Origin of the sequence: Aeromicrobium sp. (assembly GCF_049587115.1) — a bacterium.
In the GTDB taxonomy this organism is placed as follows: Bacteria; Actinomycetota; Actinomycetes; order Propionibacteriales; family Nocardioidaceae; genus Aeromicrobium.
The window spans coordinates 1-20696 of record NZ_JBAVDI010000010.1 but is presented as its reverse complement, the minus strand read 5'-3'; the positions used below and the strand labels follow the sequence as shown (position 1 = coordinate 20696).

Genomic DNA, 20696 nt, shown 5'->3' with positions numbered 1-20696 from the left:
CCAGCGAGGAGGGTCTAGCCTGACGACATGGACGAGCCACACCTGATCGTGCTGTTCGGTGCCACGGGCGATCTCGCCCGCCGCAAGCTGCTTCCCGGGATCATGCACCTCCTGCAGTCGGGGCTGGTCTCGGACTCCCGCATCATCGGGGTGTCGTTGGACGACTTCGACGATGACAGCTTCCGCGAGTTCGCGGGGGAGTCTTACCGAGAGTTCAGCACCCGTGAGGTCGATGAGCAGAAGTGGCGCGAGTTCGCGCCCAAGTTGTCGTACGTCAACGTCAAGGCCGGGCCGGAAGCGCTGGCGGCGGCGGCGTCCGAGCTGGAGGCCGAGCTGGGCGGAAGTCCGCGGCGGTTGCACTATCTGAGCGTTCCGCCCAAGGCGGCGCTAGACGTCGTGCACACCCTCGCCGCGGCGAAGCTCGTCGATCGGGCCCGCATCATCATGGAGAAGCCCTTCGGCACCGACCTGGACAGTGCAAGATCGCTCAACTCCGAGCTCCACGAGGTGTTTGCGGAGGACCAGATCTTCCGCATCGACCACTTCCTGGGCAAGGAGGCGGCGCTCAACATCCTCGCGTTCCGCTTCGCGAATGGACTCTTCGAACCGATCTGGAACCGCAACTTCATCGATCATGTCCAGATCGACGTCCCCGAGACGCTTTCTCTGGAGGGCCGCTCAGGCTTCTTCGAGGGCACGGGCGCCTTCAAGGACATGGTCGTGACGCACCTGTTCCAGGTTCTGGCCTTCATGGCGATGGAGCCGCCGACGTCGCTGGACTCGGACTCCATCAGCGAGGAGAAGAACAAAGTCTTCCGATCGATGTTGCCGCTGGACCCGCGTCACGTCGTTCGCGGCCAGTATCAGGGGTACCGGGACGAGGAGGGTGTTCCGTCGCACTCCGAGACCGAGACATTCGTCGCGCTGCGGGCCGAGATCGACAACTGGCGATGGGCGGGTGTGCCGTTCTTCCTGCGCACCGGCAAGAAGCTCGCCGAAGGAGCGCGAATAATCTCGATCGCATTCCGGGAACCACCCAAGAGCATGTTCCCCGCCGGCTCCGGGGTTGGTCGTGCCGGTCCGGACCATCTGACCTTCGACCTGGCGGACTCCTCGCGGATGTCGCTGTCGTTCTATGGCAAGCGTCCCGGTCCGGGCATGCGCCTGGACAAGCTCAGCATGCAGTTCGCGATGCAGGAGACCGAGCGGGCCGGCGAGGTCCTGGAGGCGTACGAGCGGCTGATCTACGACGCCATGCGGGGTGAGCGGACGCTGTTCACGACCGCTGAGGGCATCGAGCGGCTGTGGGAGATCTCTGCGCCGCTGTTGGCTGACCTCCCGCCGGTACGGCCGTACTCCGGTGGCACGTGGGGACCGAACTCGGTGCACCAGCTGATCGCGCCGCGGGCTTGGCGCCTGCCGTTCGAGCGCACGTGGCGCAGGCCCAACACGATGGCAGAGTGACGGTCTAGGAGTCCGGGTTGTTCAGGCGCTCCTGGACGTCGTGCCCGGGCAATCGCGGCGGCGGCTGGTCGGAGCGGTCGGGGGCGCCATAGCCGGTGAGCGTCAAGGCCATCAGGGCGAGTCCGCCGATGAACAGGAGTCCGAGGACGAGGTGGAAGGGCACGCCACCACGCTACTCCGGCGTCGCAGGACCGCGCGGCTCGGATCAGGCCCAGTCCCGCTCGACGAGCCGATGCGCCTCGGCGAGCGAGAGGCCCTGGCGGCGGGCCACGGCCACGAACTGTGCCGCAGCCGCAGCTGCTTCGGTGTCGTCCATGCGCCGGCTGGCGATGAACGTACCTGCACGGCCACGACTCTCGGTCACGCCATCGGCTTCCAGTGCGCGATAGGCCTTGGCGACGGTGTTGGTCGCGAGGTTGAGCTCGACGGCCAGTGCCCGGACGGTCGGCAGCTGGTGCCCGGCCTGCAGGATCCCCTCGGACGCCTGCCCGGCAATCTGGCGGCGCACCTGCTCGAATGGCGGTTCGGTGCTGTGGGCCTCGATGGTCACGATGCTCATGGTTGCTCCTGCCGTTCGAGATGGACGATCGCCGCTGGCCGACCAGCCACATCGGTGGAGTCGCGCCGGGTCTCGCTGAAGCCCTGCGAGTGGTAGAAGGCGAGTCCTGCGGCGTTGCCGAGATAGACCTCGACGCTACGTGGGCCGGCACCGTCTGCGATCCGAGCCAGCAGCGCCGGGCCGATGCCCGCGCCCTGGGCCTCCGGATCGATGTAGAGCAGCTCGACATGCGCATCGTGGGCCCCGACGAATCCGACGGGTCGGTCCTCAACCAGGGCGACCCACACATCCATCGACGGCAGGAGCAGGTCTCGGACACGAGGACGAAGGTCTGCGAGATGCCCGTCGGACATGAAGGAATGGGTCGGGCGCACGGCGCGCTCCCAGATGTCGGTGAGGGCGTCGAAGTCGGCCTCGCCGGCCAGCCTGATCGAGACGCCGTGGTCCATGGCTCGGGAGTCTACGTCCGAGGCGTCCGGCGCATCCGCTGTCCGCCTCGGCGACTAGGCTGGGAGGCACGATGACTTTGCCGTTCCCCGTCCCCTCGGCCGCTCCCGCCACGACCGCGGACCAGCGGCGCCCCCGCTCCGAGACCCTGCTCGAGGGCCTCAACGAGGCTCAGCAGTCAGCCGTGTCGCACCCCGGTGGGCCGCTGCTCGTCGTGGCTGGCGCGGGCTCGGGCAAGACCCGGGTGCTGACCCGGCGCATCGCCTGGCTGATCGCCGCCCGCGGTGCCCATCCGGGCTCGATACTGGCCATCACGTTCACCAACAAGGCGGCGGCCGAGATGCGGTCGCGGGTTGCCGAGCTCGTGGGTCCGCGGGCGCGGATGATGTGGGTCTCGACCTTCCACTCCGCCTGCGTGCGGATCCTGCGACGAGAAGCCGACAAGTTCGGCTTCACGTCGACGTTCACGATCTACGACTCCGCAGATCAGCGCCGACTCATGACGCTGATCTGCCGGGACATGGATCTCGACCCCAAGCGGGTCAACCCTCGCGCGGTGCTCAACTGGATCTCCAACCTCAAGAACGAGCTGGTCGACCACGAAGCCGCGGCGAGCCGAGCACAGAATCCGACCGAGGAGATCTATGCCGAGGCATACCGGACCTACCAGGCGCGCCTGCAGGCCGCCAATGCGATGGATTTCGACGATCTGATCATGAACACGGTGCACCTGTTCCAGGCCTGGCCAGACGTGTGCGAGACGTATCGGCGCAGATTCCGGCACATCCTGGTCGATGAGTACCAGGACACCAACCACGCGCAGTACCAGCTGATCAGGGAGCTGACCGATGTCGAGTCGGACCTGATGGTGGTGGGCGACTCGGACCAGTCGATCTACGCATTCCGTGGTGCCAACATCCGCAACATCATGGAGTTCGAGGACGACTTCCCCAACGCGGCGACGATCCTGCTGGAGCAGAACTATCGCTCGACCCAGACGATCCTGTCAGCGGCGAACGCGGTCATCAGCCGCAACGAAGGGCGCAAGGACAAGCAGCTGTGGTCCGCAGAAGGCGATGGCGAGAAGATCGTCGGCTACGTGGGCGACGACGAGCGCGACGAGGCGCAGTTCATCGCCGACGAGATAGATCGGTTGACCGACGACGCGCGGGCGGCTGCCAAGGACGTCGCGATCTTCTATCGCACGAACGCCCAGTCTCGAGTGTTCGAAGAAGTCTTCATCCGCGTCGGCCTGCCCTACCGGGTCGTCGGCGGAGTCCGATTCTACGAGCGCAAGGAGATCAAGGATGCGCTGGCGTACGTCCGGGTGCTGGTCAACCCGCGCGACACGGTTTCCCTGCGGCGCATCATCAACGAGCCCAAGCGCGGGATCGGTGAGCGGGCAGAGGCATCGATCCAGCGGCTTGCGACCGGCGAGGGCATCAGCTTCTGGGAGGCGCTGACCCGGGCCGACGAGGCACGCGATCTGGCGTCCCGCTCACGCAATGCGATCGAGTCGTTCACCGCGATGATGTCCGAGCTCATGGCGATGGCGGAGTCGGGCGTCGCGGCCGATGCCGTGCTCGAGGCGGCCCTGACCCGCAGCGGCTACCTGTCGACACTCGAGCAGAGCACCGATCCGCAGGACGAGACCCGGGTCGAGAACCTCGCCGAGCTCGTCGCGGTCGCCCGGGAGTTCGTCGTGGGCGCCAGCACGGTGCCGGACGAACCCGTGGTGGACGAGGAGCCCTCCGTAGCGGTGGACGCGATCTCCGACGACCCCGATCTGGCGGTCGGATCGCTTGCGGCATTCCTTGAGCAGGTGGCGCTGGTCGCGGACGCAGACCAGATCCCCGACGAGGGTGATGGTGTCGTCACGCTCATGACCCTTCACACCGCCAAGGGCCTGGAGTTCCCGGTCGTGTTCCTGACCGGACTGGAGGACGGCGTCTTCCCGCACATGCGGTCGCTGGCCGACACCAAGGAGCTGGAGGAGGAGCGCCGTCTGGCCTACGTCGGCATCACCCGAGCCCGCACCCGGCTGTACGTCACCCGGGCCTCGACCCGCTCGGCGTGGGGTGCGCCGTCGTACAACCCAGCGTCGCGCTTCCTCGACGAGCTGCCCGAATCGTTGGTCGACTGGCGACGGCTGGCGTCTCCGCCGACTCAGTGGACCCCGAGCTCGCCGTCCGCGTCGGCCCAGTCGGCATTCCGATCCTCCAACGTGGCGGCACGATCGAAGCGGGCGAGTCGCGAGGTCGTCGCGCTCTCACCCGGCGACCGGGTCAGCCACGACAGCTTCGGCCTCGGCACGGTCGTGTCCGTCGACGGAAGTGGTGACAAGATGCAGGCCAACGTCGACTTCGGCTCGCAGGGGGTCAAGCGCCTCCTGCTGCGGTACGCCCCCGTCGAAAAGCTCTAAACCCCGCGATTTGTGACGCTTTGCACCGTCTTCGACGCCGGAACGGTCGAACTCGTCACAAATCGCGGAGGGTGCGGATGCGTGCACGGTCGTAGACCGGTGCGGAGCCGGCGTACCCTGCCAAGCTGAGCGCCTCCCAGACCCTGGCCACCACTGACGTGGGATGCCCCATGTCATCGTGAGTGACGACGATGACGCGCCATCCGGCCGCCTCGAGACGTTCGCGTCGGAGGATGTCCTTGCTGCGTTGCTCGGCATTTCGCTCGTGGTGCCAACCGTCATACTCGATGACGATCTTCCATCGCCGGTAGACCAGATCGCCTCTGGCCAAGAATCGTCCGCGATCGTCGCGGATGACGCCATTCGTCTCAGGCTCGGGGAGGCGGCAGGCGACCAGCGTCAGGCGAACATCCGTCTCGCGAACCGAGTCCACCCGCTCGCGAACCAGCGTGGCCGACGACCTGGTACGGACCACCCCGTCGAGATGTCGCTGCTCGCTGTAGCGCTGCGCCACGTCGGGAGTGGTGAGGCCAAGCCGTACGAGCCAGTCACCGGCCCTGACGAGGTCGACCGAGTCGAGCACGGTCCCGCAGTCGACAAGCGTCCGGTCAGGTCCCAGGATTCGGACGCCGTGCAGCATGCGCGGATGCAGCGTCCCGAGCCGTCGGTGCAGCACGACATTCTTGAGCCGGGTCTGGGACGTCGAGTTCGTCGAGTAGTGCCGGGTCGAGGCCGAACCCACGGTCACGCCGTACCAGTGGAGCGCCGTCGTGTGGCTCAGGCAGACATCAGCGGGAAGGGTGAGGAGGTCTGCCGCGACGAGCACGGTGAGCGCCTGCTCAAGCTGGGCCGAGGCGTAGATGCCCGGGTGGATCTTGACGAACCGTGACCCTTGGAGCATGCGCCGGGACAGGCCGCAGGCGAGAGCCTCGGTGACGGTGAACGCACGGCTGGCGATTGAGGCCGGAAGCGGCCGACGGGATGCCATACCCGCCACGCTGCCGAATCCCGTTCGGAGGTATCCATGGCCGCCGCGTCAGCAGGGGAAACAGATAGGTGAGCGGACCCCCTGTGGACACCGCGATTTGTTGCGTTCTGCACCGTCCGAGGCTTCGGTACGGTTGAAACCGTCACAAATCGCGAGGGTTTGGAGCGGGGGAGGCTCAGGGGCGGATGCCGTGCTGGATCAGCTCGGGCTCGGGGTTGACCGGGCCGCCGCCGTTGGGACGGATCTCCAGGTGCAGGTGCGGTCCGGTCACGTTGCCGGTCGATCCGGTGTAACCGATGGTCTGACCGGGATCCACGCGGTCGCCTGGCTTGACCGCGATCCGGCTCTGGTGGCAGTACCAGACATCGGTGCCGTCGGTCAGCGTCACGACGGTGCGGTTGCCGTACGCGCCCTCGTAGCCCGTCGACTTCACGACACCGGCAGCGACCGAAACGATGGTCGAGCCGGAGGGGCCAGCAAAGTCGAGACCCGTGTGGACAGTCGACCACAGTCCGCTGCGCTGGCCGAAGCGTGCCGACAGGTGATAACCGGTCACGGGAAGAACCCACTGGTTCTTGCGCAACAGGTCGGACTGCTTGTCGACCTTCTTCGCCAGATCGGCCTGGGCCTGAATGACCTGCTCGGCCTGGATCTTGGCCTGCTTCTTGACCAGCGAACGGTTGAAGTCGCGGCTGACGTCGACCTTGCCGCCCGACGTCGAGTCGTCAGGACCGATGTAGCTCTGCGAGATGGTCTGGTACTTGCTGCTGGACAGCGAGTTGCCATCGGTCGTGTTGCCGAGAACCGTGGCGCAGAAGGCGGCCAGCACCAGGACGAACGCCCCGGCCATGGCTGGCGTCGGGCGAATCCCACGCTTTCGAACGTTTCGGCGTGCTGCGGTTCGCTTACCGGCGACTTTACGCGGGGTCTCTTGGCGTACATCGAGACGGCGTTTGGGCGCAGATGAACTCACGCAGAAAACCTCCGAGGCATGACGACAGGACCCCACGAGCCTAACGGACCAGAGCAAGGCAGTGAAACCGAATCGACTTCTCTGTCGAGATAAATCATGTTCCCCGCCTGACATGTGGACAAACTGTGACGACCTTCACGCTGTGGGAACATCGTCGGCATGGTCAGGGAGCGCACAGTGCTGGGAGCAACGGGCGGGGATGACGCCGTACGCCACGAGGCCCGCCGCCTGCGCGACGCGGGTCAGGAGGTGGTCTACGTCGGCGGCGGTCAGACGCCGGAACAGCTGGTCAGGACCGCGGTGGCCGAGGATGCCACGGCTCTGGTGGTCGATGCCGATCCTGATGCGCTGGGTGCGATCGCTGATCTGTGCGGGGCGCTCGGCGCCCCCGATCTCGTCGTCACGCCTCTCGACGCGACTCGCGTCGGGCGTCGATCTCGGTGACGTAGGCGCGGATCATGTCTGCGACGAGCGCGGGCTGGGTCTGCACGATCCAGTGTCCCGCCACGACGTCGACCCTGCGGACGTCAGGAGCGAAGTCGGCGACATCGGCATAGATCGCGGGTGACAGGAAGGCGTCCTTGGTGGGCACGACCAGCTGCACCGGTACCGATGTGACCCCACGGGAGAAGCTCAGGCCGTTGGCGCGGTAGAGGTTGACGCCGTGGCCGAAGTCGTCGTCGAACGAGTCATCCCAGTGGTTCTCGTCGAGCTTCTGACCGCGCGCGAGCAGGGCGCGAATCCGTCCGCCGAATCGTCGGGCGAGCAGCTCGGGCACGAGTGGTGTCTGGAACGCCAGGACATACCAGGAGTGCGCAACTTGGCGACCGACCGCCGCGAAGCGTCGATGGGCGATGCCGTCGCGCAGGAAGTGTCCGAACAGGTCGAGCCCCGGCCCGCTGATGGAGGTGTACGAAAGGATCCGACCAGTCAGGCGGGCATCGGAGGACTCGCGCATCACCGCGGCCCACAGCTGCACGGAGCCCCAGTCGTGTCCGACCAGATGCACCGCGCCGCCGTCGGGCTGCACGTGCTCCATCACCGCGACGAGATCGCCGACCAGCCTGCTGATGCGATAGCCGGACCGGGACCGGGGTGCGGTCGACCCTCCGGCGCCTCGCACGTCGTAGGTCACGACCCGAAACGTCGGAGTCAGCAGCGGGACAATCCGGTCCCACACTCTCTGGTTGTCCGGGAAGCCGTGGACGAGGATGATGACCGGGCCGTCATCCGGGCCCTCGACCCGAACCTGCAGGTGAACGTCGGAGGACGGGATGCTCTGGGTGGTCAACGAATTCCTCCGGAACGGGGTGTGACGAAGCCAACGCGCATGAACGGCGGGTTACGGGCTAGAGTCGCACAGGCTCAATTTCTGCCGGCCGTCGGCCGGCTCCCGAGCGTATCGGACGTCAACAGAGGACGGACTCCACCGTGGATTTGATGGAATACCAGGCGAAGGAGCTCTTCGCGAAGCACGATGTACCGGTCACCACCGGCATTGTCGCCACCACCCCTGACGAGGCGAGGGCAGCTGCGGAGCAGCTCGGCGTCGTCGTCGTCAAGGCACAGGTCAAGGCTGGCGGACGCGGAAAGGCCGGGGGCGTCAAGCTTGCCAAGACGCCGGATGAGGCCTTCGAGCACGCGTCGAACATCCTGGGCATGCAGATCAAGGGTCTGACGGTCAACCGGGTGCTGATCGCACCTGCCGCCAGCATCGTCGAGGAGTACTACTTCTCTTTCCTGCTGGACCGGGCCAACCGCAGCTACCTGTGCATCGCCAGCGTCGAGGGCGGTGTCGAGATCGAAGAGGTCGCCAAGACCAACCCGGACGCGGTCAAGCAGATCCCGATCGACGCCGAAACCGGTGTCGACGAGGCGAAGGCGCGGTCGATCGTGGCCGAAGCCGGCTTCCCCGAGGTCCTCACGGATCAGGCCGTCAAGACTGTCCTGACACTGTGGAAGACCTTCGTCGAGGAGGATGCCACGCTGGTCGAGGTCAATCCGCTCGCCCGACTCGAGGGCGACATCCTCGAGGCGCTCGACGGCAAGGTCTCGCTCGACGAGAACGCCGAATTCCGCCACGAGGACCACGCAGCCTTCGAGGACAAGGACGCGGCCGACCCGCTCGAGGCCAAGGCCAAGGCCAAGGGGCTCAACTACGTCAAGCTCGACGGCGAAGTCGGGATCATCGGCAATGGCGCAGGACTGGTCATGTCGACCCTGGACGTCGTCGCCTACGCCGGTGAGTCACACGGTGGTGTGAAGCCCGCCAACTTCCTGGACATCGGCGGCGGAGCGTCGGCGCAGGTCATGGCCGATGGCCTCGACGTGATCCTGAACGACGAGCAGGTCAAGTCGGTATTCGTCAACGTCTTCGGCGGCATCACGTCGTGCGACGCGGTCGCCAACGGCATCGTCGGCGCCCTGGACATCCTCGGCGACGAGGCAACCAAACCGCTGGTCGTTCGCCTGGACGGGAACGCAGTCGAAGAGGGCCGCGCGATTCTCGAGACGAGGAACCACCCGCTCGTGACCCTGGTGGACACGATGGACGGCGCGGCTGACCGCGCCGCCGAGCTTGCGAACGAAGGAGCCTGACATGTCGATCTTCTTGAACAAGGACTCCAAGGTCATCGTCCAGGGCATCACCGGCGGCGAGGGCACCAAGCACACCGCCCTGATGCTCAAGGCCGGCACCAATGTCGTCGGTGGTGTCAACGCGCGCAAGGCCGGTACGACCGTCACTCACGGTGACGTCGAGCTGCCGGTCTTCGGTACGGTCGCCGAGGCGATCGAGAAGACCGGTGCTGACGTATCGGTCGCGTTCGTCCCCCCGGCGTTCACCAAGGACGCCGTCATCGAGGCGATCGACGCCGAGATCGGCCTCCTCGTGATCATCACCGAGGGTGTGCCGATCCAGGACAGTGCCGAATTCTGGGCGTATGCGCAGGGCAAGCAGACTCGCATCATCGGTCCCAACTGCCCGGGCATCATCACGCCAGGCGAGGCGCTGGCGGGCATCACTCCGGCAACGATCTCCGGCAGTGGTCCGATCGGTCTGGTGTCGAAGTCGGGCACGCTGACCTACCAGATGATGTTCGAGCTGCGTGACCATGGCTTCACCACGGCGATCGGCATCGGCGGCGACCCGATCATCGGTACGACGCACATCGACGCCCTCGAGGCGTTCGAAGCAGATCCTGACACCAAGGCGATCGTCATGATCGGCGAGATCGGTGGCGACGCGGAGGAGAAGGCCGCGGCGTACATCAAGTCCCACGTCACCAAGCCGGTCGTGGGCTACGTGGCGGGATTCACCGCTCCGGAGGGCAAGACGATGGGCCACGCCGGGGCGATCGTCGCCGACGGTGCGGGTACGGCACAGGGCAAGAAGGAAGCGCTGGAGGCTGCTGGCGTCAAGGTTGGCAAGACGCCGTCCGAGACCGCCGAGCTGATGCGGGAGATCCTCAAGGGTCTGTGAAGCGCTCGACACGAAGCCCCCTCAGCGTCGGTGCTGAGGGGGCTTCGTCGTCACCGGCTACTCGGCGTACTTCAGCCGGGTCGCGGCTCGCTCTGCCAGGGACGAGAAGGCCCGCTGGGTGATGTCGTACGAGCCAGCCGGCGTGAAGGTCACCTGCGCCACATCAGCGCCGCGACGGATCAGCGCCGTGCGGTAGTAGGTGCGTTTGCCCTTGTTGATCTCCAGCCCCACCCGCCAGACCTTGCCAGAGAACTGCGGGCCCTTGACCGAGGACTTCTGGTCGATCTTGGCCGACAGGTTGTCCTTGGCACAGGAGTCGAGCCGTCGGCTGACCTTCTTGACGAACTTCTTGGCTGCCTTGGCTGTCGGGAACCGCCCGACGGTCTCGGCGACGCCGAACTGATCGGGCAGCTTGGTGGCTTGGTAGAGCACATAGATCCGGGCCCTGCTGAGATCGGCTCCTCCGGCGGAGAAGTCCGCCTTGTCGCACTGTGTGGAGGCCGGATTGGACTTGGCCGAGACTGGTGCGGCCGCCCACACCTTGTCGATGTCGCCGATCGGCGGCAGGTCGACGATGCCCAGGAAGCCGGGTCCATCGGTTGTCGGGGGCGGATCGGTTCGCCTGACCTGGATCGTGTCGCTGCACTTGCCGCCGCTGTCCTTGCACACCTTGGCGACCGAGTCGTCGAGGGTGCGGGCAAAGGCCTGGATGGTGGGTCCATCCGTGCCGTCCGCCTCGTGGACCAGGGTGCTGGTGATGGTGCCGGAGTGGCTGAAGCCCACCGTGAAGGTGCGTTCGGGAGAGCGGTGCGAGCGAAGCTTGAGGATCTGGAAGTCGCCGAAGGGGCGCTGCACGGTGTATGCCGCGACCAGCTGCACGCGAGGATGTTCGCAGTCGGAGTACCACTGGACAAGCCGTTCGTAGGCCTGCGAGGCGATGGCGTCGCTCCGAGACACCTCGATCGCCTGGGCCACCCGCTCGTTGGTGGTGCCTGACGCAGTGAACGTGCGCACGAAGACCTTCAGCGGGTCCGAGTCGGCATACCGCTTGGTCGGGCAGGTCGCGTACGGCGTCGTGTTGTTGACGTTCTCGTCCGTGCCGTCGACCGTCCACTTGCTCTGCGGGTCGAGCCCGCTGACCTGAGCCGCCGACAGCAGATTGCCCTTGTCGATCTTCTCGGAGTCGAGCAGGACGTCGGCCTGCTCCGCGCCAATCTTTTCTCGACGAGGCAGTGTGCTCCCGCTCGCCAAGGCATCACCGTCGGTTGCGACGAGCCCGCCGCCGAGCATGATGGCGATCGCTGCGGCGACCAGGAGCACCGTGTTGCGCTGTCGTCCGCGCTTGGCGGCGTCGCGCACCGTGGCCGGTGGTGGGATCTCGAGCGACTTGGTGGCCGATCCGAGCGCATGCATGCGACGCTCGATGACGTCGATGCTCTGTGCCAGCGAGATCTCGAGCCTGGACAGCGCCGTCGTGATGTTCTCGATGCCCTCCTCGGCGGGCAGACCGACCTCCCTCGAGGCCTCTTCGAGATCGGTGTTGCCCAGGGTCATCAGGACGATCAGCCGGCGGTCGTCGATTCCGAGCTCGGCGAGGGCCTCGAGCAGCTCGGTGTCCCCGTCCTCCTCGTGCCTGCGCCGCAGCGGGTGGGTCCCGCGGCTCAGGGGCGTGAGCTTCCACGCCTCGTTGCGGACGTAGCCGAGCGGGTTCCGGTCGCGAATCTTGGACCAGTCGCGCCAAGCGCGTCGGTATGCGTCGACCGTCGCCTCGAAGGCGACCTGCCGATCGCCACACACCGCGTAGGTGACCTCGACGGCCTGCGAGAAGGTCGAGGTGTAGAAGCTGTTGAACTCATCGACGCGAGTCATGACCCAGCCTCCTTCGACGTCCGGCGTGCCTGTCCATGACGCCGCTACTTTACAGGTTGGATGAAGGGGTGCCCCTGTCCGTCGAGTCCTCCTACCTCCGCCCAGCCATCCTGACGGCCCTGTCGGCGGCGGCCCTGTCGGTCCTGGTGGGCGCTGGCCTCGTCCTCGTCGCGGGCGGAGCGGAAGGCGCATCGCCGATCTCGATCGCGCGGGCATCGGTGCGCGCGTGGCTCGTCGCGGTGGGCTCGGGCATGGACGTGGGAGCTGTGTGGTTCAGTCTGGTCCCGATCGGCGCGACATTGCTCAGCATCGTTGTGCTCGCCGTCGTCGCGGCGTGGGTCGTCGCGGAGCCGCCCGAGGATCTGGCTGCCTACATCGCCACGTCCGCGGGCGTCTACGGCGTCATCGCAGGCATCACCTCGGCTGCCTCGGCGTCCGGCGACGTGTCCACCTCGGTCCCACGCGCGGCCTTCGGCGCCTTCGTCGTGGGTGGGCTCGGTGCCGCCCTGGGCGTCACCCGCCGGCACGGCCAGACCGAACGTCTGTGGTTCACGGTCTCGGCAGACGTACGACGGGCAACGCGCGCCGCTGTGCCCGGGGTCATCGTGGTGCTGGCTTCGGCCGCCGTGATCGTGGTCGTTCAGCTCGCGCGCAATGTGGACCGGGCTGGCGACATCTGGGCCGGCCTCGATCCGGGCGTGGGAGGTGGGATCGCACTGGCGTTCGGCTGCCTGCTGGCGGTGCCCACACTGGTCCTGTGGACCGCGTCGGTGCTGATCGGGCCCGGGTTCCTGCTGGGCGCCGACACCTCGGTCGACCTGTCCGGATCACAGCTCGGCAACGTCCCGGGCTTTCCGATGCTGGCCGCGCTACCGGCCCCCGGCGCGTTCCCGGGCTGGGTCGCCGTGCTGGGCGTGGTGCCCCTGATCGCCGGCATGGTGGCGGGGTGGCGGGTCGATCCAGGTCAGCGTGAGGGTGTTCTGGCGCGAGTCGCGCTGGGGGCAGCCGCCGGAGGGGTGGCAGGATTCCTGCTTGGCATCGCGATCGGACTGTCCGGGGGTGCGGTCGGGCCGGGTCGCATGGCTGAGGCCGGACCGTCGGCGTTGACTCCGTTGTTGGTCGCGGTGCCCGTCATGGCGGTGGGCGGCGCGCTCGGCGCGGCGCTGGCCCACTATCGTGGAGACCGTGCCTCACAGCCAGCGGACGCCAGCGCGCCTGGTCGTCCTCGTCTCTGGTGGCGGCACAAATCTGCAGGCGCTGATCGACGCGACGGCAAGTCCTGACTACGGCGCCGAGATCGTCGCGGTCGGTTCCGATCGGCCCGGGATCGAGGGCCTGGCGCGTGCGGAACGGAACGACGTGGCGACCTTCGTTCTCCCGGTCTCCTCATTCGATGATCGGGCGGCGTGGGACGTCGCGCTCGCCGAGGCTGTCGCTGCGCATGATCCCGACCTGGTGGTCCTTGCGGGGTTCATGAAGCTGACCGGCCCGGCCTTCCTTGCCTTGTTCGGTGGTCGCACCCTCAACACGCATCCAGCGCTCTCGCCGGCGTTCCCGGGCATGCACGGTCCTCGCGACGCACTGGCCTACGGCGTCAAGGTCAGCGGCGCGACCCTCTTCGTCGTGGACGAAGGCGTCGACACGGGCCCGATCGTGGCCCAGGTCGCCGTCCCGGTGCTCGACGACGACGATGAGTCGACCCTGCACGAGCGCATCAAGACCAGCGAGCGGGCCATGCTCGTCGAGTGGGTCGGCAAGCTGGCCCGCGAAGACTTCCACATCGATGACCGGGTCGTACGGCCCGGAGGAGCGAAACCATGACCGAAGAAACCCGCCCCCTCAAGCGAGCCCTCGTCTCCGTCTACGACAAGACCGGGCTCGAGGAGCTGGCTCGCGACCTTCACGCCGCGGGTGTCTCGGTTGTCTCGACCGGCTCGACCGCCAAAACGATCGAGGCCGCCGGGGTGCCCGTGACACCTGTCGAGGAGCTCACCGGCTTTCCGGAGTGCCTGGACGGGCGGGTCAAGACGCTGCACCCGCGGGTGCACGCAGGGATCCTGGCCGACCTGCGCCTCGATGACCACGTTCAGCAGCTCGCCGGGCTCGAGATCGAGCCGTTCGACCTGGTCATCGTCAACCTCTATCCGTTCCGCGAGACCGTGGTGTCCGGCGCGACGCCTGATGAGTGCGTTGAGCAGATTGACATCGGCGGTCCGTCGATGGTGCGTGCCGCGGCCAAGAACCACCCCAGTGTTGCCGTGGTCGTCTCACCCGGCGCCTACGACGACGTGCGGGCCGCCATCGCGTCCGGTGGCTTCACGTTCGACCAGCGCAAGCGGCTGGCAGCCGAGGCTTTCGCGCACACCGCTGCGTATGACGTCGCCGTCGCGTCATGGTTCGCCAGCACCTACGCACCTGCCGAGGACGGTTGGCCGGACTTCACCGGCGCGACCTGGGACAAGTCGGCCGTGCTGCGGTACGGCGAGAATCCGCACCAGGAGGCGGCGCTCTATCTGCACGGTCGCGGTGGCCTGGCGGCCGCCGAGCAGCTGCACGGCAAGGAGATGTCCTACAACAACTATGTCGACACCGATGCGGCCCGCCGTGCTGCTCATGACTTCGCCGGGCCTGCCGTGGCGATCATCAAGCACGCCAACCCCTGCGGCATCGCGGTCGGCGAGGACGTCGCGCAGGCCCATGCCCGCGCCCACGCGTGCGACCCCGTGTCGGCATTCGGTGGTGTCATCGCGACCAACCGGCCGGTCAGCGTGGCGATGGCCGAACAGGTGGCCGAGGTGTTCACCGAGGTCATCGTCGCTCCGGACTACGAGCCCGGCGCGGTCGACGTTCTGCAGGGAAAGAAGAACATCCGGATCCTCCGGGTGCCCTCTGACGAGCAGCCCGAACTGATCGAGTTCCGCGGCATCAGCGGTGGAGTACTCGTCCAGCGTGTCGACCACGTCGACGCGCCCGGCGATGACCCCGCGACATGGACGCTCGTCGCCGGCGAGCCCGCCGACGAGGCGACGTTCGCAGACCTGGAGTTCGCCTGGACGGCTTGCCGCGCGGTCAAGTCCAATGCGATCCTGCTGGCCAAGGACGGTGCTTCGGTCGGAGTCGGCATGGGCCAGGTCAACCGGGTCGACTCGTGCAAGCTCGCGGTCGAGCGAGCCGGCGCGGAGCGGTCGACCGGTTCGGTCGCAGCATCGGACGCGTTCTTCCCCTTCCCGGACGGTCCGGAGATCCTGTTCGCCGCCGGGGTGAAGGCCATCGTCCAGCCGGGCGGGTCGATCCGCGACGACGCTGTCATCGAGGCGGCGAAGGCCGCTGGTGTGACGATGTACCTCACCGGGACCCGCCACTTCTTCCATTGAGCGCGGAACGGGCACAGTCCCACCGAGCCCGGGAGACCGTCAGAGTGGGTGGGGGTGGATCTTGGCCAGGGCCCGGTCGACGGCCTCGGTGCCGAGAACGTGAGATGCGACCAGATTGCGTATCGCTGTCGTGAGCAGCAATGCCTCCTCCTGCTCGGAGTAGCGGCCGGACTGGCGCCGCATCGCCGTGCCGGTGAGCAGCGCGACGATCGCGGCCGACAGGGATTCTGGCTCCTGGACACCCACCCGTTCGAGCGTCGCCACGGCGAACGACTCGAAGGCCTCGACCGAGCGACGCGAGCTCTCCCGCAGCTCAGGGGTCCGTGCCGCGGCCAGGAAGATCGCCAGCTCGAGCCCAGCGATCTCGGGCCCGCGGACGGCGAAGACGTGCGCGATGAATCGTGCGACGTCGTCCAGGCTCATGTCCCCGTCGAAGCCGAGCTGGGTGAGCGCTTTGAGCTGACTGGTCCAGTGCGCGAGATGTTCGCCGAGCGCTTCCCTGATCAGGTCATCGATCGATTCGAAGTAGTACGTCGTGGTTGCCGGCGGGAGCCCCGCCCTGGCCGCGACGGCGCGGTGGGTGATGGCCCGCGAGCCGCCCTCGGCAAACAGCTCGATCGCCGCGGCCAGCAACTCATCGCGCCGCAGCCGACTGCGTTCTTGGGACAACTGTGCGCGGGTGGCCATGCAGGGAGTCTATGACGACCGGGCCGCCGGGCTTCGACCGATCGCGAGCGTGAAACACTCGTTCCTGTGACGGCGCAGATTCTCGACGGCAAGGCGGCAGCTTCCGCGATCAAGGGTGAGCTGCGCGTACGCGTTTCCGCCCTCCGGGACAAGGGGGTCGTGCCCGGTCTCGGCACGATTCTGGTCGGTGACGATCCGGGTAGTCAGTGGTATGTCGCTGGCAAGCACCGCGACTGCGCTGAGGTCGGCATCGAGTCGTTGCGCATCGACCTGCCCAGCAGCGCAACGCAGGCGGAGGTCGAGGCCGCCGTCGACCAGCTCAATGCCGACCCCACGTGCACGGGCTACATCGTCCAGCTGCCGCTGCCCAAGGGACTCGACGAGAACGCCGTCATCGGCCGGATCGATCCAGGCAAGGACGCCGACGGCCTGCACCCCACCAACCTCGGCTGGCTCGTGCTGGGCAGGGACGCGCCTCTGCCGTGCACGCCCCGGGGCATCATCGAGCTGTTGCGCCGCCATGACGTGCCGATCGCCGGGCAGCACGTCGTCGTCGTCGGTCGCGGCATCACGGTTGGTCGCCCCATGGGCCTCCTCCTGACCCGGCGAAGCGAGAATGCCACCGTGACGCTGTGCCACACCGGCACGCGCGACCTCGCCGCCGAAGTCAGCCGCGCGGACATCGTGATCGCCGCCGCCGGTGTGCCCGGCATCATCGGCGCCGACATGGTCAAGCGTGGCGCCGCGCTGCTGGATGTCGGTGTGAGCCGTGACGAGAACGGCATCGTCGGCGACGTCGACCCCACCGCCCACGAAGTGGCCGGATGGATCTCGCCGAATCCTGGCGGAGTGGGCCCGATGACCCGCGCGATGCTGCTGGCCAACGTCGTGGAGACCGCCGAGAGGCTGAACCCGTGATCGGACCGCGCAGCCGGGGATCGCAGTTCTATCTGCTGCACCTGCTCGCGGTTCTGGTCGGCCTGGTCCTCGTCGTGGCCGGGCCGTGGCGTGCGGGAGTCATCGTGATCGGCGTCGCGTTCGTGGTCGGAGCCGTGGCGCGCTCGGTCGTCCCGATCAGCCACATCGGCATGCTTCGGGTCCGCGGAAAGGCGTTCGACGTGTTCTGGATGACGACGCTGGGCGTCGCGCTGATCCTGCTGGCCATCGTGATCCCCGGTCAGCCCGGCTGAACGAAGTCGTGGCCTTGGATCCGGGCCGGAAAGAAGAAGTCTGACGCGGATCCGAGGCCACCACGGTATGACTCAGATCAGGCCGAGCTCCTTGACCGCGTCGCGCTCCTCAGTCAGCTCGGCAGCCGTCGCGTCCATGCGGCCACGCGAGAAGTCGTCGATCTCGAGGCCTTGGACGATCTCCCAGTCGCCGTTCTTGGTCGTCACGGGGTAGGAGTAGATCAGGCCCTCGGGGACACCGTACGAGCCGTCGGAGACGACGGCCATCGAGGCCCAGTCGCCCTCGGGGGTGCCGTACAACCAGTCGCGCGCGGCGTCGATCGTCGCCGAGGCGGCGGAGGCAGCCGACGACGAACCCCTCGCCTCGATGATGGCGGCTCCGCGCTTGGCCACCGTCGGGATGAAGTCGTTCTCTATCCAAGCCTGGTCGCCGACGACCTCGGCGGCGTTCCTGCCAGCGATCTCGGCGTGGAAGATGTCGGGATACTGCGTCGCCGAGTGGTTGCCCCAGATCGTCATCTTGCTGATGTCGGTGACCGGGGCCCCGGTCTTGGCAGCGAGCTGCGAGATGGCCCGGTTGTGGTCGAGGCGGGTCAATGCGCTGAATCGCTCCTGCGGGATGTCGGGGGCGTTGGTCATGGCGATGAGTGCATTGGTGTTGGCGGGGTTGCCGGTCACGCCGATGCGGACGTCGTCAGCCGCGACAGCATTGAGCGCCTTGCCCTGGGCGGTGAAGATCGCGCCGTTGGCCTCGAGCAGATCGCCGCGCTCCATGCCGGGACCGCGCGGTCGGGCGCCGACGAGAAGGGCGAGGTTGACCCCGTCGAAGATCGTGTTGGCGTCGTCGCCGATCTCGACGCCGGCGAGGGTCGGGAACGCGCAGTCGTCGAGCTCCATGACGACGCCCTCGAGTGCCTTGAGCGCCGGGGTGATCTCGAGCAGCTGGAGCTGGATCGGGGTGTCGGGGCCGAGCAGGGCGCCGCTGGCGAGGCGGAAGAGAAGGCTGTAGCCGATCTGGCCGGCCGCGCCGGTGACGGCGACCTTGACGGGGGTTGTGCTCACGGGGACGCTCCTTGATGCCTGGGGGATGCATCCGAAAATAGCCCACCGCGACTGCGCTGGAGCGTGCGGGGCGTTCGGGAGTCAGGGCCTAATCTTGAATCATTCCAAAAAGGGTGCTTCGATGAGTCCCATGCTGGCCATCGAGGACCCCGTCGCCATGTTGCGACGTGTGGGTCTGCGCGTGACCCGTCCGCGGGTGGCGGTCGTCGAGGCTCTGTCCCGAGCGCCCCACTCGGAGGTTGACCGCATCGCCGCGGACGTACGCGCGGTTCTCGGGGCTGTGTCGACGCAGGCTGTGTACGACGTGCTGCGGGCGCTGACCGATGTTGGCCTCGTGCGCCGCATCGAGCCCGCTGGCTCTCCGGCATTGTTCGAGATGCGTGTGGGCGACAATCACCATCACGTGGTGTGTCGCACCTGCGGCGCCGTCGCTGATGTCGACTGCGCGCACGGGAGCGCGCCGTGCCTCACCGCATCAGGCGACCACGGTTTCTCGATCGACGAGGCCGAGGTGACCTACTGGGGCACCTGTCCCGGCTGCGTCACCACTCCAGCTCTTGAACCGTCCATCTGAATCGGAAGGAAATCCATGCCAGACAATCACGACCACAACGCCGTCGTCGGCGACATGAATGACGAGGAGAACGAGGGTCAGGGCCAGTGCCCGGTCTCGCGTGGCGGGCGCGTACATCCGACCGAGGGATCGGCCAACCAGGAGTGGTGGCCCAACCAGCTCAACCTCAAGATCCTGCGCAAGCACACCGACGTCGCCAACCCCATGGACGACGACTTCGACTACGCGCAGGCCTTCGACAACCTCGACCTCGACGCCGTGCGGAGCGACCTCGCAGAACTCATGACGGATTCGCAGGAGTGGTGGCCTGCCGACTTCGGTCACTACGGCGGATTCTTCATCCGCATGGCCTGGCACAGCGCCGGCACCTACCGCATCAAGGACGGCCGTGGTGGCGCCGGAGCCGGCATGCAGCGTTTCGCACCGCTCAACAGCTGGCCGGACAACGGCAACCTCGACAAGGCGCGGCGGCTGCTGTGGCCGATCAAGAAGAAGTACGGCGCTGCGATCTCGTGGGCTGACCTGATGATCCTGACCGGAAACGTGGCTCTCGAGACAATGGGCTTCAAGACGTTCGGCTTCGGCGGCGGTCGAGCCGATGTGTGGGAGCCCGACGAAGACGTCTACTGGGGGCCGGAGGACGAGTGGCTCGGTGGCGACGACGGTGGCGAGAAGCGCTACACCGGCGAGCGCGATCTGGAGAACCCGCTCGCAGCGGTCCAAATGGGGCTCATCTACGTCAACCCCGAGGGCCCCGAGGGTGTGCCGGATCCGCTCGGCTCCGCCCGGGACATCCGCGAGACCTTCACCCGCATGGCGATGAACGACGAGGAGACCGTCGCGCTGATCGCCGGCGGCCACACGTTCGGCAAGACCCACGGCGCGGGTGACCCCGACCAGTTCGTCGGGCCCGAGCCCGAAGGCGCTCCGATCGAGGAGCAAGGGCTTGGCTGGAGGCAGTCTTTCGGCAGCGGCAAGGGCCGCGACGCCATCACCAGTGGTCTGGAGGTCACCTGGACTGCCACACCCACGACGTGGGACAACAGCTTCTTCGAGACGCTCTTCGGCTACGAGTGGGAGCTGACCAAGAGCCCTGCGGGAGCCAACCAGTGGGTGGCGAAGGACGGCGCGGGAGCTGACACCTTCCCCGATCCTGAGACCAACGAGCTCACGCGTCCGCCCACCATGTTGACCTCGGACCTCGCGCTTCGGTTCGACCCGATCTATGAGCCGATCTCCCGTCGTTTCCTGGAGAACCCGGATCAGCTCGCTGATGCGTTCGCGCGTGCTTGGTACAAGCTGACGCACCGCGACATGGGTCCGATCCAGCGTTACCTCGGTCCGCTCGTTCCGCAGGAGGAGCTCCTGTGGCAGGACCCGATCCCGGCAGCCACGGCGGACCTCACCAACGGCGACATCATCGACCTCAAGGCGCAGATCCTGGCGTCCGGGCTGACGGTCTCCCAGCTCGTCTCGACTGCGTGGGCGTCGGCATCGTCGTTCCGCAACAGCGACAAGCGCGGTGGAGCGAATGGTGCACGCATCCGCCTCGAGCCGCAGAACGGCTGGGAGGTCAACAACCCTGACCAGCTCGCCACGGTCCTGC

The 20696-nt window shown here is 67.1% G+C and carries 21 protein-coding genes; 12 read left to right on the top strand and 9 right to left on the bottom strand.

The window, feature by feature from the left end; translation table 11 throughout:
• Positions 1-27 precede the first annotated feature (27 nt).
• On the top strand, positions 28-1464 hold the full coding sequence (zwf, locus tag WB461_RS00845) for a glucose-6-phosphate dehydrogenase (RefSeq protein ID WP_423850833.1): 1437 nt from the start codon (positions 28-30) through the stop codon (positions 1462-1464).
• Between the two features lie 4 nt (positions 1465-1468).
• Here the strand turns inward: zwf and WB461_RS00840 are convergent, their stop codons facing one another.
• Genes WB461_RS00840 through WB461_RS00830 form a run of 3 tightly spaced genes read right to left on the bottom strand, consistent with a single transcriptional unit; the run spans position 1469 to position 2472 of the window.
• Positions 1469-1627: a hypothetical protein gene (locus tag WB461_RS00840; RefSeq protein WP_423850832.1), complete on the bottom strand. Its 159-nt coding sequence runs from the start codon at positions 1625-1627 to the stop codon at positions 1469-1471.
• A gap of 42 nt (positions 1628-1669) precedes the next feature.
• Entirely contained in the window at positions 1670-2023 is a 354-nt protein-coding gene (locus WB461_RS00835) for a GntR family transcriptional regulator (RefSeq protein WP_423850831.1), read from the bottom strand.
• Positions 2020-2472: a GNAT family N-acetyltransferase gene (locus tag WB461_RS00830; RefSeq protein ID WP_423850830.1), complete on the bottom strand. Its 453-nt coding sequence runs from the start codon at positions 2470-2472 to the stop codon at positions 2020-2022. Before WB461_RS00830 ends, WB461_RS00835 begins: the two co-directional genes overlap by 4 nt.
• 71 nt (positions 2473-2543) lie before the next feature.
• Here WB461_RS00830 and pcrA point away from each other — a divergent pair, with 71 nt between their 5' ends.
• Positions 2544-4892, top strand: a complete 2349-nt coding sequence (pcrA, locus tag WB461_RS00825; RefSeq protein ID WP_423850829.1) for a DNA helicase PcrA — start codon at positions 2544-2546, stop codon at positions 4890-4892.
• Between the two features lie 55 nt (positions 4893-4947).
• On the opposite strand, the gene WB461_RS00820 is transcribed toward pcrA, so the two are convergent.
• Complete coding sequence (locus WB461_RS00820) at positions 4948-5880, bottom strand: DUF559 domain-containing protein (RefSeq protein WP_423850828.1); 933 nt, start codon at positions 5878-5880, stop codon at positions 4948-4950.
• 175 nt (positions 5881-6055) lie between these two features.
• Complete coding sequence (locus WB461_RS00815; protein ID WP_423850827.1) at positions 6056-6730, bottom strand: M23 family metallopeptidase; 675 nt, start codon at positions 6728-6730, stop codon at positions 6056-6058.
• Positions 6731-7012: 282 nt separating this feature from the next.
• Here WB461_RS00815 and WB461_RS00810 point away from each other — a divergent pair, with 282 nt between their 5' ends.
• Positions 7013-7297: a hypothetical protein gene (locus WB461_RS00810; RefSeq protein WP_423850826.1), complete on the top strand. Its 285-nt coding sequence runs from the start codon at positions 7013-7015 to the stop codon at positions 7295-7297.
• On the opposite strand, the gene WB461_RS00805 is transcribed toward WB461_RS00810, so the two are convergent.
• On the bottom strand, positions 7254-8144 hold the full coding sequence (locus WB461_RS00805) for an alpha/beta fold hydrolase (protein ID WP_423850825.1): 891 nt from the start codon (positions 8142-8144) through the stop codon (positions 7254-7256). The genes WB461_RS00810 and WB461_RS00805 overlap by 44 nt on opposite strands.
• A 140-nt stretch (positions 8145-8284) precedes the next feature.
• Between WB461_RS00805 and sucC the strand changes: the two genes are divergently transcribed.
• Together sucC and sucD are read left to right on the top strand one after the other, a co-directional pair.
• On the top strand, positions 8285-9451 hold the full coding sequence (gene sucC, locus WB461_RS00800; RefSeq protein ID WP_423850824.1) for an ADP-forming succinate--CoA ligase subunit beta: 1167 nt from the start codon (positions 8285-8287) through the stop codon (positions 9449-9451).
• Position 9452: 1 nt separating this feature from the next.
• Positions 9453-10334, top strand: coding sequence for a succinate--CoA ligase subunit alpha (sucD, locus tag WB461_RS00795; RefSeq protein WP_423850823.1), 882 nt, complete (start codon positions 9453-9455; stop codon positions 10332-10334).
• Between the two features lie 57 nt (positions 10335-10391).
• Here sucD and WB461_RS00790 read toward each other — a convergent pair whose 3' ends face one another.
• Positions 10392-12203 (bottom strand): hypothetical protein, encoded by a 1812-nt coding sequence (locus WB461_RS00790; RefSeq protein ID WP_423850822.1) that lies wholly within the window; start codon positions 12201-12203, stop codon positions 10392-10394.
• A 68-nt stretch (positions 12204-12271) separates the two neighbouring features.
• Here WB461_RS00790 and WB461_RS00785 point away from each other — a divergent pair, with 68 nt between their 5' ends.
• Genes WB461_RS00785 through purH form a run of 3 tightly spaced genes read left to right on the top strand, consistent with a single transcriptional unit; the run spans position 12272 to position 15577 of the window.
• Entirely contained in the window at positions 12272-13486 is a 1215-nt protein-coding gene (locus WB461_RS00785; RefSeq protein ID WP_423850821.1) for a DUF6350 family protein, read from the top strand.
• Positions 13380-14024, top strand: a complete 645-nt coding sequence (purN, locus tag WB461_RS00780; protein ID WP_423850820.1) for a phosphoribosylglycinamide formyltransferase — start codon at positions 13380-13382, stop codon at positions 14022-14024. Before WB461_RS00785 ends, purN begins: the two co-directional genes overlap by 107 nt.
• Positions 14021-15577, top strand: a complete 1557-nt coding sequence (purH, locus tag WB461_RS00775; RefSeq protein WP_423850819.1) for a bifunctional phosphoribosylaminoimidazolecarboxamide formyltransferase/IMP cyclohydrolase — start codon at positions 14021-14023, stop codon at positions 15575-15577. Before purN ends, purH begins: the two co-directional genes overlap by 4 nt.
• Positions 15578-15616: 39 nt before the next feature.
• Here purH and WB461_RS00770 read toward each other — a convergent pair whose 3' ends face one another.
• Positions 15617-16264 (bottom strand): TetR/AcrR family transcriptional regulator, encoded by a 648-nt coding sequence (locus WB461_RS00770; protein WP_423850818.1) that lies wholly within the window; start codon positions 16262-16264, stop codon positions 15617-15619.
• Between the two features lie 66 nt (positions 16265-16330).
• Here WB461_RS00770 and WB461_RS00765 point away from each other — a divergent pair, with 66 nt between their 5' ends.
• Together WB461_RS00765 and WB461_RS00760 are read left to right on the top strand one after the other, a co-directional pair.
• Positions 16331-17182, top strand: coding sequence for a bifunctional methylenetetrahydrofolate dehydrogenase/methenyltetrahydrofolate cyclohydrolase (locus WB461_RS00765; protein WP_423850817.1), 852 nt, complete (start codon positions 16331-16333; stop codon positions 17180-17182).
• Positions 17179-17454, top strand: a complete 276-nt coding sequence (locus WB461_RS00760; RefSeq protein WP_423850816.1) for a DUF3017 domain-containing protein — start codon at positions 17179-17181, stop codon at positions 17452-17454. The genes WB461_RS00765 and WB461_RS00760 overlap by 4 nt, the downstream gene beginning before the upstream one ends.
• 72 nt (positions 17455-17526) lie before the next feature.
• On the opposite strand, the gene WB461_RS00755 is transcribed toward WB461_RS00760, so the two are convergent.
• Positions 17527-18516 (bottom strand): malate dehydrogenase, encoded by a 990-nt coding sequence (locus WB461_RS00755; RefSeq protein ID WP_423850815.1) that lies wholly within the window; start codon positions 18514-18516, stop codon positions 17527-17529.
• Positions 18517-18637: 121 nt separating this feature from the next.
• Between WB461_RS00755 and WB461_RS00750 the strand changes: the two genes are divergently transcribed.
• Both WB461_RS00750 and katG read left to right on the top strand, forming a co-directional pair.
• The gene (locus WB461_RS00750) at positions 18638-19090 is read left to right on the top strand and encodes a Fur family transcriptional regulator (protein ID WP_423850814.1); all 453 of its coding nucleotides are present in this window, start codon (positions 18638-18640) and stop codon (positions 19088-19090) included.
• A gap of 15 nt (positions 19091-19105) precedes the next feature.
• On the top strand, positions 19106-20696 hold a 1591-nt coding region (katG, locus tag WB461_RS00745; protein WP_423850813.1), incomplete at its 3' end, for a catalase/peroxidase HPI.